Source organism: Frigoribacterium sp. MEB024, assembly GCF_000878135.1.
Classification (GTDB): domain Bacteria; phylum Actinomycetota; class Actinomycetes; order Actinomycetales; family Microbacteriaceae; genus Frigoribacterium.
In genome coordinates, this window is the sequence record NZ_JXQZ01000027.1 from 14,950 (window position 1) to 28,816 (window position 13,867).

The following is a 13,867-nucleotide window of genomic DNA, read 5'->3' on the forward strand; positions in this document are numbered from 1 at the left end:
GCGCTCGGGTCGCTGTCCGGTGGGACCACGTGTACGACCAGTTGCAGTGCTTCGTCACGGATCGGAGCTTTGCGGCGGAGGGGGAGCGCCTCGAGCGAGATGCTCGGCACCGTGTCGGCACGCTGATGGCCGCGTACGCGCAGATCGGGCTTGCAATCACCGCTGGAGCTGTCGCAGAAGGCTCATTGAGGGCCGCTTCGAACCTCGTGCCGATTGGTCCGAGGCATCCCGGTTGATTGCCACTCGGGGTGGCGCGGTTAGCCCAGAACCTTTCGAAGAGCATCGGCCCAAGGTGGTCACTCCTCGTAGTCGACCGCGCCTTCGATGACGAGAAACAGCATGAATAGCTGATCTGCGAGCACTGCCAGGTCGTAAGCGACGTCTTCCACCTGTGCCACGGTGAATGTGCGATCCACGGTCCCCTTGGCCTTGACCCGGCTCGCCGAAGCTGGTCCTTTTCCCGGTGTTGTCCACGCGCCGTGCAGCAGGTGATTCCGGCTCTCCATCGCAACTTTCGAGTCGGCGGACAGTCGCGTGAACATGTCGCGTACCTGCCCCTGGAAGCGGTGCAGCTTCACGAGCTTCGCGCCCAATTCGAGCAGGCCGCTGAAGGAGACGCCACGGGTCACCACAATTCCTATGTCATTTGTCTCGCGGTCATCGTCGCTGACGAGGGCCATGACGGCGAACGCTAGCGTGCGCTCCAGTCGAGCAGACCAGTACGCGACCTCGCCCATCGCGACTAGGTGCTCTCGATCAAGGCCGGTGGCGCGTACTCGGGCTCGGTGTTCGGGAGAGGGGCGCTCGCTCATGCATCAGATCCGAGGGAGGTAGCCCCGATGCTAACGGGCTGACAGTCAACGGCTTGACTGGCGATAGGCGCCCAGGACCTGACCGGGTGGTTCGGCTTCTTCAAGGCCCCGCCCGCGCTTTTCTGCATCAGCCGGGCCGACCCTCCAAGATCCGCCTGGGCGTCACGCGGGGCTGTGAGGTAGGAAGCGTCGATCGGCGAACAGGCGCTCCTAGGGAGGGGTGACGATGTCATGTCGGCAGTGTCACATAGTGCCCCGTCACCGGAACCTGTCTCGGACCACCTATCTGAGACGGTTAGATCCGCGCAGCCCCAAGGGGGTGGTCGAGGCTGGCGATCGTCCGGCTAACGATCCCCCACTGGATCACTTGCTGTGGGGCGAGCGCACTCGGAGAGGACGCCGTCGTGGTCGTTCCGTGTCGTCGGTGAGCGTGGGCGGAAACGGTCCCTAACGTCGTAGCGTCTAGGGATGCAGCAGCCCAGGGGCCTCGATCAGCTCGTATCGGAATGGCGGAGCTCCGGACCAGGACGTGCGCGCTTCGTGCCGGGCTTCGACCCATCAGGTGGAGGAGCAGCGGCGACAGTTCTCGTGCTGATGGAATCACCCGGTCCTGCCACGATCAAGCAGGGCGAGGACGCGATCAGCAGTGAGGACAACCCGGGGCCGACGGCGTCTGCGTTCAGGCGAGCACGGATCGAGTCGGGTCTGGGCAGGAACGTCTACCTGCGATGGAACATCGTCCCGTGGGCCCTTGGTCGGGCGCCGACCGTCACCGATCTCGACGAGGCACGCCCTGCCCTGGCTCAGCTGCTCGTTTCTCTGCCGCAGCTGCGGGCGATCGTGACCTTCGGCACTCCGGCCCTGACGGGCGTGATGAGGTACTTCACCCTGGAACCGCGTGCGAGGGTCGTGCCCGTGCTCGCGGCACCCCATCTGTCGCCGGCGAACGCCACCCGCGCCGGCGAGAAGCACCTGCGGGCCGTCACGGCCCTACGGCACGCTTCGCTTCTCTGATCATCTCGGCGAGGAGTCGGGGCTGTGCTGCGACGCGGCGATCACGGCCAGGAGATCCTGCGCCCCGGCGCTCAGACCGGCCGACCACACGGCGCGGAACGGGCGCCTCAGGTCGACGGCTGCCGGGACGGTGACGAGGCGCCCGGCACGGAGGTCGTCCTCGACCAGCAACGAGCTGATGACTCCCGGACCCACACCGCCGGCGATGGCCGCCCGGATGGCGCCCGTCGACGACAACTGCGCAGCGGGTTCTGCCATCAGGGCAGGGTCGATCCCCAGGGCGAGCTCGAGGGTCCGGCGGGTGCCCGAGCCCGACTCCCGAGACACGAGCGGTGTGGATGCGAGATCCGCTGCCGTCACGGGTTCGGACTTCGATGCCCATGCGTGCCTCGGCGAGACGACGACGAGCAGTTCGTCGACACCCAGGACGGTCGTGGCGAGCCCGTCGGCCTCATCAGGGGTCTCCGTGAACCCGAGGTGCGCGCGCCCCGAACGGACCTCGTCAACGACCCAGTCGCTGTTGCCCGATTCCAGGCGTACCCGGACACGATCCGCTGCCGCTGTCATCCAGCGTGGCATCAGCGCCTCTGACACCGTCTGACTCGCCGCGACGAGGAGAGCGTCGGAGGCGCCGGTCATCAGGGTGTGCAGCGATCGTTCGAAGGTGGTCGCCGCCTCGAGCAGGGGTCGGCCCCACTCGCACACCAGGAGTCCGTGCTCGGTCAGCGCCGAGCCCGCCCGAGAACGGACGAGCAACGTACGACCCAGCCGCCGCTCGGCGCCCGTGATGCGAGACGACGCCGCCTGCTGGCTGATGCCCACCGATGTCGCGGCCCGGCCCAGACTGCCCGATCTCGAGATCGCCTCCAGCAGTCGGAGCGTCTCGAGATCAACAGGGAGTCCGGTCACAAGGATCGATTGTGACACCACAAGCATCCGCCCGTATCGGCAGCCGGACGCACGTACGAAGATCGAGGCATGCCTGCCGCGATCACACCGACTGTCGCCCCTCCCCGCACGCACGGTCTGTTCCGCCAGCTCGAGCACCGCGGGCAGATCGTGTCGAACCTGACCCCGAACTGGTTCGCGTCGATCATGGGGACCGGCATCGTCGCCAACGCCGCGGCGACCCTGCCGTTGCAGTTCCCGGGGCTGCGCCCTGCCGCGACCATCGTCTGGGCACTGGCCAGCGTGTTGTTGGTCGCTCTCAGCACGGCGACCGTCATGCACTGGGTGCGTTACCGAGCCACCGCGCGGGGGCATCGACTCAATCCGGTGATGGCGCACTTCTACGGGGCACCGCCCATGGCGCTGCTGACCGTCGGCGCGGGCACCCTGCTCTTGGGCAGAGACGTCCTCGGTACGCCCCTGGCGGTCGGCATCGACTGGGTGTTGTGGACCATCGGTACGGTGCTCGGCCTCGTCAGCGCGATCGCGGTCCCGTACCTGACGTTCACCCGGCACGACACGGCCCCCGACAGTGCGTTCGGCGGCTGGCTCATGCCCGTGGTTCCCCCGATGGTGTCTGCCTCGACCGGTGCGCTGCTGCTGCCCTTCCTGCCCGCGGGGCAGGCCAGGCAGAATATGCTCTGGGGGTGCTACGCGATGTTCGGGTTGTCGTTGCTGGCGTCGATCGTGATCATCACGCTGATCTGGTCACGCCTGGCCCAGCACAAGATCGGCCCGGCCGGCATGGTCCCGACCCTCTGGATCGTCCTCGGCCCCCTGGGGCAGTCGATCACCGCGGCCAACCTGCTCGGTGGCAACGCCCACCTCGCCGTCGACCAGGGAACCTCGCACGCCCTGTTCGTCTTCGGGCTCGTCTACGGTGTGCCCACTCTGGGATTCGCCCTGATGTGGGCGGCACTGGCATCGGCCATCACCCGCCGCACCATCCGCCAGGGGCTCCCGTTCTCACTCACCTGGTGGTCGTTCACCTTCCCCGTCGGCACCTGCGTGACAGGCCTGAACGGTCTGGCCCTGCACACGGGACTCGTCGCGCTGCAGGTACTGGCGGTCGTGTTCTACATCGGGCTCGTCGGGGCCTGGGTCACGGTCGCCGTGCGCACCTTCCACGGCAGCGTCATACGCGGAACGCTCCTCGCGCCTCCCCGTCCCCTGCCCTGACCGCGGACGACGAGGGTGCGTGGGGGAGTGGCTCAGATCGAACAGGCGTCGTTCCAGTCACGGCGATAGGCCTCGGGGTCACTGACGTCGACGATGGCCGAGGCGGCGCCCTTGGGCTCGTCACGCGACCGGTAGCTCTCGAACGCCACCGCACTGCGGTCGTTGCTCGCCGGATCACGCACCCCGGAGGCTTCAACCCACAGAGTCCAGTTCCACCGCGTCCGGACGCCAGGCTGCAACGCGCCTTCGCCGACGACCAACAGCACGTCCGTGCCGGCGGGTGAAGACTCGAAGTCTGCGCCCGTGAATGATCGGACCGACGACGTGAGGCCTCTCGCGCTGATCTCCCGAGCTAACTGACTGCCCATGTCCGAGAGATGCTCGCCAGCATCGCCATCCACAGCCACGATGCCTCCACCGGACGGAAGCTGACTCAGCATCTCGGAAACCAAGTCATGGATGACGGTGTTGCTCATGATGCTTTCTCCTGCTCACTCGTTCGTCGAAACGGAAAAGGGAGTCGGCGGCCGCCGACTGATGCGGCTGCACGAAGCGGTCGCGAACCTGATGCAACCACGAGCATGCGCCGACGTTCAGCCCTGTAGAAGCGCGTGCTTGGAGCGCCCGATAGGGGATCGTCTATCGGACACCTGCGAACTGGTGGACGCGCTAATGGTCCGTGCTCTGAAACGACGAGATGGCTTCCTGAAGCTGAGCCAGCGACGGAGAACCTGCAAGACCATCGGGAGTGAGGTAGACGCGGCAGGCCAAACCAGGAGGCGCGTCCGGGGCCGGGAAGAGCGGGGTGCCGTCGATGAGCAGTGTTGGCGAGCCTCGGAAGTCCAACGCTTCTGCGTCGGCCTGCGTTTCAACGCGCTGCTCGATCACGGTGAAGTCATTCCGATCTGCCTTAATGACGGCCAGACGCTCGGCTGTGGTTTCCCAGTTCGGGCACCCGTCGAAGTACTGCAAGGTGATTTGCATCTCTCGACGCTAAACGCTGGCGAGGGCCGGTGGCCTATCTCGGACTACTTGCCAGTTTTCGTGACGGGATGGGCCTTTGTGGTTTGACTGCTCACGAGGCGGGGGATGAGTCGGACGAAGATCACCATGCCCATGAGTTCGACGAGCGTCTGGGTCACGACAACGACCGGGGCAAGCGACAGTGACGCCGGCAGGGCCAGCGCGAGCGGCAAGACCACGAGCGAGTTCCTGGTCGCGCCGCTGAACACCAGGGCCCGGGTTGCTGGCACGTCGAGTCGGAAGGTGCGAGCAATGCCGATTCCGATCGCCGCCATGACGACGAGGAACCCGGCGTAGATCGGCACCAGCACGAGCAACTGCCCCAAGGAGTCCCCAACAGCTCCCGCTTGGGAGGCCACGACGGTGAACAGGGTCGCCATCATCAGCGGCACCATCACGCCCAGCATCGTCCGCTCGATCACGACACCGGATCGGTGTCGCCGGGCGAGTGCCTGCACGAGCGCGGCCGCGGTGAGCGGGACAGCGATCAGGAGAAGGAAGGCCCGGGCGAAGGGGCCGACCTCGACCACGGCGACGCCCTCGGGGCCGATGAACACCAGCAGGTACAGCGGCAGGAGGAGGATCTGCGCCAGCATCAGCAGCGGTGCAGCGGCGAGGAGCCGTTCCGACGCGCCGCCAGCAAGGCCGGCGAACACGATCACGTAGTCGATGCACGGGGTCAGCAGCACCAGCAGCACCCCGAACAGCAGCGCCGGCTCGTCCGCAACAAACCGGGACAGCCCGTACGCGACGACCGGGACGACGGCGAAGTTCAGCACCCCGACCGCGGCGAGGAACCGTCCGTCGCGGAGGGACTTCCCGATCGCGGCGAACGGGACCCCGAGGAACGTCGCGAACAGCAGGAGCGCGAGCACGGGCTCGATCGCTGCCTCTAGGTGGTTTGCTCCCGGCACGGTGAGGCCGACGACGCCGGCAGCCAGGATCGCCGCCAGGTAGAGGCCTATCTGCCGGTGTTCGAGCCAGGAGACGACCGCGTTCACGGCTGGACTGGTGTGGAGGAGGAAGGCACGTCAGTGACCGTAGAGGTTCGAGCCGCTTGAAGGTCAAGTGGCACCGGCGGCTCTATGGTCGCGGTGTGCGAATCTCCGAGGTCAGCAAGCGCAGCGGCGTCCCCGCCACGGCGCTCCGCTACTACGAGTCCATCGGGCTCTTGACTGCTGCCAGGACCTTGAACGGGTACCGGGATTACAGCCCGGACGTTCTCAGTCGGCTCGACCTGATCGAGGCCAGCAAGGAACTCGGGCTGCCTCTTGATCAGATCGGCGTGCACCTCAGCACCATGGAGTCGACGTCCTGCACCGATGTCCGCGAAGCCTTACGGCCGCTCCTGGCCGAGCAGGTGCGTCAGATCGAGGAGAAGCAGGCCCGCCTCGACCAGCTCCGATCGCGTCTCTCGCGCGCCGAGCACGACCTGGCCGAATGCCCTGACCGGTCTGAGCGGTGCTCGACCGAGTGCGTCTTCCGCACCAGCGCCTAGGAAGGGTCGGTGGGTGAGCGTCGTTCGATCAGAACGGTGTCGCGCCACACGCCGGCATAAGGGCCTGCTTCGGAGCGCGCGATCCGTTCCCGCGTCCCGATCCGGCGGAACCCCGCCCTGTCGTGGAGGGCCAGGCTCGCCCCGTTCTCGGGGAAGATCGACGACTGAACGGTCCAGATGTCCGAAGCATCCACCGAGTCGAGGAACGCACTCAGCAACTCCCATCCAATGCCACGTCCTCGCGCCGCGGCGGTGACGTAGACGGAGTGCTCGACGACACCTGCATACGCTGGCCTGGCCGACGTCGCAGACGCCGCCACCCAGCCGAGCACGGCGCCCGCGGTGTCGTCGACCGCGACGAACCGGTGCGCGGCGAGCTTGCCTGCATCGAACGCGTCCCAGGTCGGGGTGCGGGTCTCGAAGGTGGCGTTACCGGTGTCGATACCCTCCTGGTAGATCTGCTCGATGGCGGGCCAGTCGTCCGGGGCCATGGCCCGGACGGTGACGCTCACGAGCAGCACCCACCTGCTGCCGGCCCGTCGACGGCGCACCCGGAGGCGTCCGGGAGGTTCGTCGAGCAGACACCCGTCTCGGGGAGTTCGAGCTGCACGAGGCGGGCGGCTTCGTGATTGCCAGCGAGTTCGTCCGCGATGGAACGCACCTGCTCGTAGCCGGTGAGCAGCAGGAACGTCGGGGCACGGCCGTACGACTTCATGCCGGCGATGTAGAAGTTCGGCTCCGGGTGCCCGAGCTCTGCGACCCCGTGCGGGTAGACCGTGCCGCAGGAATGCAGGTTTGGGTCGATCAGCGGTGCGAGCTGCCGAGGTGCTTCGACGATCTCGTCCAGGGATACCCGGATCTCACGGAGCATGTCGAGGTCAGGGCGGAACCCGGTCGCGTTCACCACCACGTCCGCGGCGACCGTCAGGGGCTCACCGCGGCGACGCCCGACGAGCTGCACGCCGTCAGCGGTCTTGGTGACGTCGTCGACCTCGAACCGGTCGACCAGGGCGATCGCGCCGGCACGGACGAGGTCGCGGACGGCGCTGCCGAGGTCACCACGGCCTTCGAGCTGGTCGGCTGCTGACCCGTAGACCCGGGCGGGGGTGCTGCTGCGGATCGCCCACGTGATCGTCGTCCCGGGGGCGTCCTTGGCGAGGGTGGCGAGCTTGAGGAGGGTGTTCGCCGCCGAGTGGCCAGCGCCGACGACGACCGTGTGCCGGCCAGCGAACCGTTCCCGGTCGCGGCCGAGGACGTCGGGCAGGGCGTGGCTGATGCTGCCGGCGACGTCGTCGCCGTGGGAAAGGCCGACCCCGGAGGAGGTGAGGGTGTTGGGGGTCGTGTAGGTGCCTGAGGTGTCGATGACGGCGCGGGCGAGTTCGTCGCGCACCTCGCCGTCGTGGTCGAGGCGCAGCAGAAACGGCGTCTCGGCCCGCCCGGTGGAGCGGGTGCGGTCCATGCCCTGCCGGGACACTGCGGCGACCCGGTGCCCGTACCGGATGCGGCCGGACAGCTCAGGGGTCGCGGCGAGGGGTTCGAGGTAGTCGCGGACGAAGTCGGCACCGTAGGGGAGCTTCTTCGCTGCCGGGGCCTCCCAGTCGGTGGTGTCGAGGAGGCGTGCGGCGGCCGGGTCGACGAGGTGCTCCCACGGGGTGAACAGGCGCGTGTGACCCCACGCGCGGACCGCCGTCGCGGCACTCGGGCCGGCTTCGTAGATCACGACGTCGACGCCGCGTTCGAGGAGCTGCGCGGCAGCAGCGAGGCCAACAGGGCCGGCGCCGATGACGGCGACGGGGAGCCCGGCGAGGGTCGGTGCGTCGGTGCGGGGCGGGACAGAGAGGGTGAGGCTCATGCGGGGAGACCCTTCGATTCGATGCCGAGTTCGGCCAGGAGCGATTCGACGAGCTTGCGAACGTCGTCGCGGATGAGGCGCACCTGCTCGAGGGGGAGCCCGGCGGGGTCGGTGAGGTGCCAGTCGCGGTAGGTCTTGCTGGGGTAGATCGGGCACGCGTCGCCGCAGCCCATCGTGATCACGACGTCGGCTGCCTGCACGACGTCGTCTGTCAGCGGCTTCGGGAACGCCTCGTCAAGGTCGAGGCCCAGCTCTCGCATCGCTTCCGCGACGACGGGGTGGAGGTCTCGGGCGGGCATAGACCCGGCGGAGCGGACGTGGACGGCACCGCCGGAGAGGACGTTGGTGAACACGGCTGCCATCTGGGACCGGCCGGCGTTCTGCTCGCAGACGAACAGCACCTCCGGCACCGTCCGCTCGATCGCCCCGGTGGCCTGCCCGAGAGCAGTCAGCCGGTCGATCGCGAACCGGGTCGCATTGGTGGTCAGGTGCGCCCGGACTTGCGCTGTGCGAAGGAGAGCCGTGTAGGACTCGAGCACGTACCGCTCGATCGTCTCCGGTCCGAAGATGCCCTCGAACCGGGTGGCGAGGTCGCCCGCGGCACGCTTGAGTGCGTCCTCGGGGAAGGCAAGGCCCGGCAGGCCGCGCCTCGTGGTCAGGTCCGTCATCGTCGTTTCCTCACAGCTCAGGGGGTTAGGCGGTCGCGGGTGCGATCTCGGCCAGGAGGGCCTGGATGCGGCCCTTGATGTCGTCGCGGATGGGGCGGACGTCCTCGATGCCGCGGCCAGCGGGGTCGGTCAGCTCCCAGTCCTCGTAGCGCTTGCCGGGGAAGATCGGGCACGCGTCGCCGCAGCCCATCGTGATCACGACGTCGCTGTCCCGGACGGCCTCGGTGGTGAGGACCTTGGGCTGGTTCCCGGCGATATCGATGCCTTCCTCGGCCATGGCCTGGATCGCGATCGGGTTGATCCGGTCCTTGGGCTCGCTGCCGGCGGAGAGGACGTCGACGCGGTCGCCGGCCAGGGCCTGCATGTAGCCGGCGGCCATCTGGGAGCGGCCGGCGTTGTGGACGCAGACGAACAGGACGGTGGGCTTGGTGCTCATGACGGGTTCCTTCGGGTGAGGGGTTAGACCCGTTCAGCGATGCGCGCTGCCGGGGTGGGGGAGGGGAACAGGCGTGGCCGGAGCCACAGGGACAGGTACACCAGCGCCACGAGCGCCGGGACCTCGATCAGGGGGCCGACGATCCCGGCGAGGGCCTGGCCGGAGGTCGCCCCGAACGTGCCGACCGCGACGGCGATCGCCAGCTCGAAGTTGTTCCCCGCAGCGGTGAACGCCAGCGTCGCCGTCCGGTCGTAGGCGAGGCCGATCGCCCGTCCGGTGAAGAACGCGACGAGGAACGTGACGGTGAAGTACACCAGCAGCGGCAGGGCGATGCGGACGACGTCGAGGGACCGGTCGACGACTTGCTGGCCTTGGAGGGCGAACAGCATCACGATCGTGAACAGCAGCCCGTAGAGGGCGAAGGGGCCGATCTTCGGCAGGAACCGTGTCTCGTACCAGGTACGTCCCTTGGTCGCCTCGCCGATGCGGCGGGACAGGTAGCCGGCGAGGAGGGGAATGCCGAGGAAAACCAGGACGCTGAGGGTGATCGACCAGATGCTGAACGACGCGCTCGTTGTCGGGAGTCCGAGCCAGGCGGGGAGGATCTGGAGGTAGAACCACCCGAGGCCGGCGAACGCGACGACCTGGAACACCGAGTTCAGGGCGACGAGGAACGCGGCAGCTTCTCGGTCGCCGCAGGCGAGTTCGTTCCAGATCAGCACCATGGCGATGCACCGGGCGAGCCCGACGATGATCAGCCCCGTGCGGTACTCCGGCAGGTCGGGCAGGAACACCCACGCCAGGGCGAACATCAGGGCAGGCCCGACGACCCAGTTCATCACCAGTGACGACACCAGGAGGCGCCGGTCGCCGGCTACGGCGCGGGTGTCGGAGTAGCGGACCTTCGCCAGCACCGGGTACATCATCACCAGCAGCCCGATCGCGATCGGGACGCTCACCTGCCCTACCTGGAACGAGTGCAGCAGCTCACCGAACGCCGGGACGAACACCGCCAGCAGCAGCCCCGCGCCCATGGCGGCGAGGATCCACACGGGGAGGAAGCGGTCAGCGGTCCCGAGCCGGGCAGGCGCAGTGGTGGTGGTCGTCATGCAGCTCCATAGATCGATGAGTGTCGATGCGTTGAGCCTGCCCCAACCCATCGACGGCTGTCAATCTGTGTGGAAGAGTGTTCACATGCCCGTCGCCGAACTCCTGCCCCTCACGGACGTGACCGCGTGCTGCGCACCGCTGGCCCGTGAAGCGATGGACGCGGAGAACGCCGAGAAGCTGGCCCGCAGCCTGAAAGCGATCGCGGACCCGGCTAGGCTCCGGCTCATCTCGATGGTCGCCGCGCACGACGGCGCCGAGGCGTGCGTCTGCGACCTCACCGAGCCTCTCGGGCTCAGCCAGCCCACGGTCTCGCACCACTTGAAGGTGCTCGTCGACGCCGGCATCCTCACTCGCGACAAGCGCGGGATCTGGGCGTACTACGCGCTCGTCCCTGGGGCCCTCGATTCCCTCGGCAAGCTCCTTGTAACGGCCTGAGTTCTGCTGCGTTTTCCCTCGTCTCTTGGCTGGCGCATGCACTCAAGATGCCGCATGGCTTACAGCTGGAGGGAATCAACATCGCGTAGTGTGAGTTGATCTCGTTGATGGGAATCATGACGAATGGGGGGTTGACCGTGGAGCGAACCGTTGCTGCTGCATCGATTGCGTCACGTCTGCTCGTCGCCGCGAACCACGATGGTCGAAGTCTCACCAACCTGCAACTGCAAAAGCTCGTCTTCCTTGTTCAGAGCAAGGGGCTGTCAGAGCGACATGCGCCGACGTTCCGAGAGCCGGTTCAGGCCTGGAAAAACGGCCCCGTGGTCAAGCCTCTCTACGGCTTGTACAAGGAGTACCACGATCAGCCAATAGCTCACATCGACACCTCAGCCATCAGCGTTGAGGAGTTGCGTGAGGAAGTCATCGATGACGTCGAAGACGTGTGGTCGCTTTTTGGAGATATGACTGGGGGCGCGCTCTGGGCACTGACCCATGAGCCGGGCCGAGTGTGGGACAAGCATTACCGCGAGGGTTCGCTGAACATTGAACTGCCTCAGCCGGAGATCGGAAGCGACTGGGCCGCGTACCGGCGGGTAGCGGAGCTTCGCAAGGCTGGGCGGTTGCGGGCCTCCGAACATGCCGCGATTGAGCATCCGTCGCTCGGCACTGCTCAATTTGCTACGACATCTGGTCCCGCCTACGAGGCAGCAAAGTCACGATTCCGCCTTTCGCGGCCCGTTAGGCGTGCCAACTGACGCAGGGACGGGATCGCCAGCTAGGGCTTCACGCCTTGTAGTCATCCTGGACGTGAACGTCTACCTCGACGCCGCCCGAGTCGTCGGCGCGCCGTTCACCTGGGAGCGGCTCGAAGCAGCAGGGGTCCGGGCGCGAGCCGATGGAGTTCCGCACCGTAGGGATCCGGGACTTGACAGCGTGTTGACCATCCTCGCCTGCGCGGGCGGCCAGCACGCAGACGGGCGCAGCCTGAGTGTCTGGACGAGCGACCACATCAACCTCATGGTCGCATCTAAGGCTGCCCATCCCACATCGGGCGTCGGGAACCCAGGTCTTGGATGGCTAGACGCCGATGCCCAGACCTTGCTCGAGGACCTCGTTTGGGAAGTCGTCATTCGCTCGGAGGGTGACACGGTGGGTGAGATCGTGAGCGCCTACGGGGACCCGCCGCTCGATCATGAAGATGGGACGGTGTACGCAACCGCCCGGGATGCCGACGATCCTGATGATGGCTACGTCGACCGCGTGTGCATCACTCGTGACACCGGCTTCCTCAACGCTTCACTCCCAGGCCTGATCCAGGTTGTTTCGCCCAGCACGTGGATCCTGGAATACCAGGCTGAAGAGCGGAAGCGAGCTATGCGTCGTCTTAGCGCCGCCCGTCCGCGTTGAACCTCACCATTCCTTCTGGCTTTGTCGGACTCAAGAATCCGAAGGTAGTTCGGACAGCACAAGGCGAGCTTCGTAGGGGTTGTAGCCCACAGCGGCATACAGCTGCGGGAGATCATGATCAGGCAGCCCCATCATCTCGAGAGCTGTTTTGGCGAGATCGTGCGAAGCGCCGATGGACTGTCCGTCCGCGATGGACGCATAGAAGCGCGCCGCGTAGTTGATCGCATCAGAATCTCCGATCGAATCGGAATGACCGATAGCAAAGGCCGCAATGCCTTCTGTGAGGCGACGAGCCTGTTCCGCGGTCTTGCACGCATTCAGGACGACGAGAAGGGGAGTTTCGTCGACAGCTTGTAGAGCACGGCCAAGTAGCCGGCCGGACATCGCGCGGCCGTCATTGTGGGCGTCGACATCCTCTTCGAAGACGATGACGTCCTCGTTGCCGTGGCCGGAGAAGTGGACGACGTGAGGGGTGCCCTGCGTGAGACCGTTCAAGAGGTCCTCACCCGTCGCAGCCGGCCGGACGTCTAGCCGAACCTGATCGCGACCAGACGCGAACCGAACTGCATCCTGGATTTGCTTTTGCTCGCGTCCGACACGGAGGTCATCTCGGCCTGACGAGGTGAGGACGAGGATGCGGAGGCGCTCTTTCTTCGGCTGTCGAAGTTCGGCTATCGCTCTCTCGTGCACGTCGAAGCGCATCGCCGTCTCGTCGCGCAGACGGCCCGTCTCAGCTCTGGCTGCCGTCACTTGCTGAGCTCGTTGCCGTTCTAGGGCTGTGTCGGTCTGCTCACGCTTCCGCTCCGACGCCTTCTGTTCCGACCTCTCGGCGGTTGACAGCTGCTTTTGTAAAGCCACTTCCTCAACCAGGTACTTGCTCGCCTTGGTCTGCCAAGCGGCGGCGTCCTTGCCAGCGGCATTGGCGTCCTGCTCGTACCTGTCCGCGTCCCGCGATCGTGACTTTCGCGTCGAGTCGTTGCTCGTCTTGGATGCCGCAGCCCGAGCCTTCGTTGCATCGGCGCGCTTGGCGTTCTCCTTCGTTCGCGCTGCCTACGCCTTCTTCTCGGCATCGGCCTTTTGTGCGCGCTTCCGCTCGAGTTGAGACCGAATCGTCGAGCTGCTCATGGGACGAGGTTAAGGGAACGGCCCGACTCTCGAACGCGAAAGCGTCCGAGAGGCCGCACGGCGCGGTGACCTCGGTGCGCCCCCTGCGTCCGCGCATGGGGTGCTCATGCTCGAGGATCCCCCACTGGGCCGCGGGGCGGCCCGCCACCGCCCAGGTCAACTCGTCAACCATCTGGCGCCGTGGGGAGGCTTGCCCGATCGCAGGCGCGGCCACGGCAAGTCCAGTGCGCTTACGAGGTTGAGGGAGCCCGCAGGGGAAATCGCAGCGACGCTCGGGGGAAATTCAGCTTCAGTCGGGTGTCCAAGGCCCGACTCCGCGGCGATTCAGGGGTTGTGCAAACAACCCGCCACAGAAAACCC

16 protein-coding genes and 1 pseudogene are annotated in these 13,867 nt (G+C 66.7%); 6 read left to right on the forward strand and 11 right to left on the reverse strand.

What is annotated here, in order from left to right:
* Positions 1-296 precede the first annotated feature (296 nt).
* The gene (locus SZ60_RS06020) at positions 297-812 is read right to left on the reverse strand and encodes a hypothetical protein (protein ID WP_152970199.1); all 516 of its coding nucleotides are present in this window, start codon (positions 810-812) and stop codon (positions 297-299) included.
* 594 nt (positions 813-1,406) lie between these two features.
* Here SZ60_RS06020 and SZ60_RS06025 point away from each other — a divergent pair.
* Positions 1,407-1,826: a uracil-DNA glycosylase gene (locus SZ60_RS06025; protein ID WP_192119034.1), complete on the forward strand. Its 420-nt coding sequence runs from the start codon at positions 1,407-1,409 to the stop codon at positions 1,824-1,826.
* Here SZ60_RS06025 and SZ60_RS06030 read toward each other — a convergent pair whose 3' ends face one another.
* On the reverse strand, positions 1,827-2,735 hold the full coding sequence (locus SZ60_RS06030) for a LysR family transcriptional regulator (protein WP_159825012.1): 909 nt from the start codon (positions 2,733-2,735) through the stop codon (positions 1,827-1,829). It abuts the gene before it with no gap.
* A gap of 69 nt (positions 2,736-2,804) precedes the next feature.
* Here SZ60_RS06030 and SZ60_RS06035 point away from each other — a divergent pair, with 69 nt between their 5' ends.
* Positions 2,805-3,953 (forward strand): TDT family transporter, encoded by a 1,149-nt coding sequence (locus SZ60_RS06035; RefSeq protein WP_043594582.1) that lies wholly within the window; start codon positions 2,805-2,807, stop codon positions 3,951-3,953.
* A 32-nt stretch (positions 3,954-3,985) separates the two neighbouring features.
* On the opposite strand, the gene SZ60_RS17120 is transcribed toward SZ60_RS06035, so the two are convergent.
* The 3 genes from SZ60_RS17120 to SZ60_RS06045 form a co-directional block, all read right to left on the reverse strand.
* Positions 3,986-4,429, reverse strand: a complete 444-nt coding sequence (locus SZ60_RS17120; protein WP_054145818.1) for a hypothetical protein — start codon at positions 4,427-4,429, stop codon at positions 3,986-3,988.
* A 193-nt stretch (positions 4,430-4,622) separates the two neighbouring features.
* Complete coding sequence (locus tag SZ60_RS06040) at positions 4,623-4,937, reverse strand: hypothetical protein (protein ID WP_043594583.1); 315 nt, start codon at positions 4,935-4,937, stop codon at positions 4,623-4,625.
* Positions 4,938-4,981: 44 nt separating this feature from the next.
* On the reverse strand, positions 4,982-5,977 hold the full coding sequence (locus SZ60_RS06045; protein WP_043594585.1) for an arsenic resistance protein: 996 nt from the start codon (positions 5,975-5,977) through the stop codon (positions 4,982-4,984).
* Between the two features lie 56 nt (positions 5,978-6,033).
* On the opposite strand from SZ60_RS06045, the gene SZ60_RS06050 reads away from it, so the two are divergent.
* Positions 6,034-6,474 (forward strand): MerR family DNA-binding transcriptional regulator, encoded by a 441-nt coding sequence (locus SZ60_RS06050; protein WP_197073513.1) that lies wholly within the window; start codon positions 6,034-6,036, stop codon positions 6,472-6,474.
* Here SZ60_RS06050 and SZ60_RS06055 read toward each other — a convergent pair.
* The 5 genes from SZ60_RS06055 to arsB are packed head-to-tail and all read right to left on the reverse strand — an operon-like array spanning position 6,471 to position 10,539.
* Complete coding sequence (locus tag SZ60_RS06055; protein ID WP_043594688.1) at positions 6,471-6,965, reverse strand: GNAT family N-acetyltransferase; 495 nt, start codon at positions 6,963-6,965, stop codon at positions 6,471-6,473. The two genes, SZ60_RS06050 and SZ60_RS06055, sit on opposite strands and share 4 nt — an antisense overlap.
* Positions 6,966-6,982: 17 nt before the next feature.
* Positions 6,983-8,326, reverse strand: coding sequence for an NAD(P)-binding domain-containing protein (locus tag SZ60_RS06060; RefSeq protein ID WP_043594589.1), 1,344 nt, complete (start codon positions 8,324-8,326; stop codon positions 6,983-6,985).
* The gene (locus SZ60_RS06065) at positions 8,323-8,994 is read right to left on the reverse strand and encodes an arsenate reductase ArsC (RefSeq protein ID WP_043594591.1); all 672 of its coding nucleotides are present in this window, start codon (positions 8,992-8,994) and stop codon (positions 8,323-8,325) included. The genes SZ60_RS06060 and SZ60_RS06065 overlap by 4 nt, the downstream gene beginning before the upstream one ends.
* 25 nt (positions 8,995-9,019) lie before the next feature.
* On the reverse strand, positions 9,020-9,430 hold the full coding sequence (locus tag SZ60_RS06070; RefSeq protein ID WP_043594593.1) for an arsenate reductase ArsC: 411 nt from the start codon (positions 9,428-9,430) through the stop codon (positions 9,020-9,022).
* Between the two features lie 23 nt (positions 9,431-9,453).
* Entirely contained in the window at positions 9,454-10,539 is a 1,086-nt protein-coding gene (gene arsB, locus SZ60_RS06075; protein ID WP_043594595.1) for an ACR3 family arsenite efflux transporter, read from the reverse strand.
* A gap of 85 nt (positions 10,540-10,624) precedes the next feature.
* Between arsB and SZ60_RS06080 the strand changes: the two genes are divergently transcribed.
* From SZ60_RS06080 to SZ60_RS06085, 3 genes are all read left to right on the forward strand, one after another.
* Positions 10,625-10,975 carry a metalloregulator ArsR/SmtB family transcription factor gene (locus SZ60_RS06080; RefSeq protein WP_043594596.1) on the forward strand — a complete coding sequence of 117 codons (351 nt, stop codon included), beginning with the start codon at positions 10,625-10,627 and terminating at the stop codon, positions 10,973-10,975.
* 107 nt (positions 10,976-11,082) lie between these two features.
* Positions 11,083-11,730: a Panacea domain-containing protein gene (locus SZ60_RS16830; RefSeq protein ID WP_082059913.1), complete on the forward strand. Its 648-nt coding sequence runs from the start codon at positions 11,083-11,085 to the stop codon at positions 11,728-11,730.
* Between the two features lie 52 nt (positions 11,731-11,782).
* Positions 11,783-12,382 (forward strand): hypothetical protein, encoded by a 600-nt coding sequence (locus tag SZ60_RS06085; RefSeq protein WP_152970200.1) that lies wholly within the window; start codon positions 11,783-11,785, stop codon positions 12,380-12,382.
* 30 nt (positions 12,383-12,412) lie between these two features.
* Here the strand turns inward: SZ60_RS06085 and SZ60_RS16835 are convergent.
* Positions 12,413-13,267 (reverse strand): annotated as a pseudogene (locus SZ60_RS16835) (CHAT domain-containing protein); the annotation flags it as partial.
* Between the last annotated feature and the right edge of the window lie 600 nt (positions 13,268-13,867).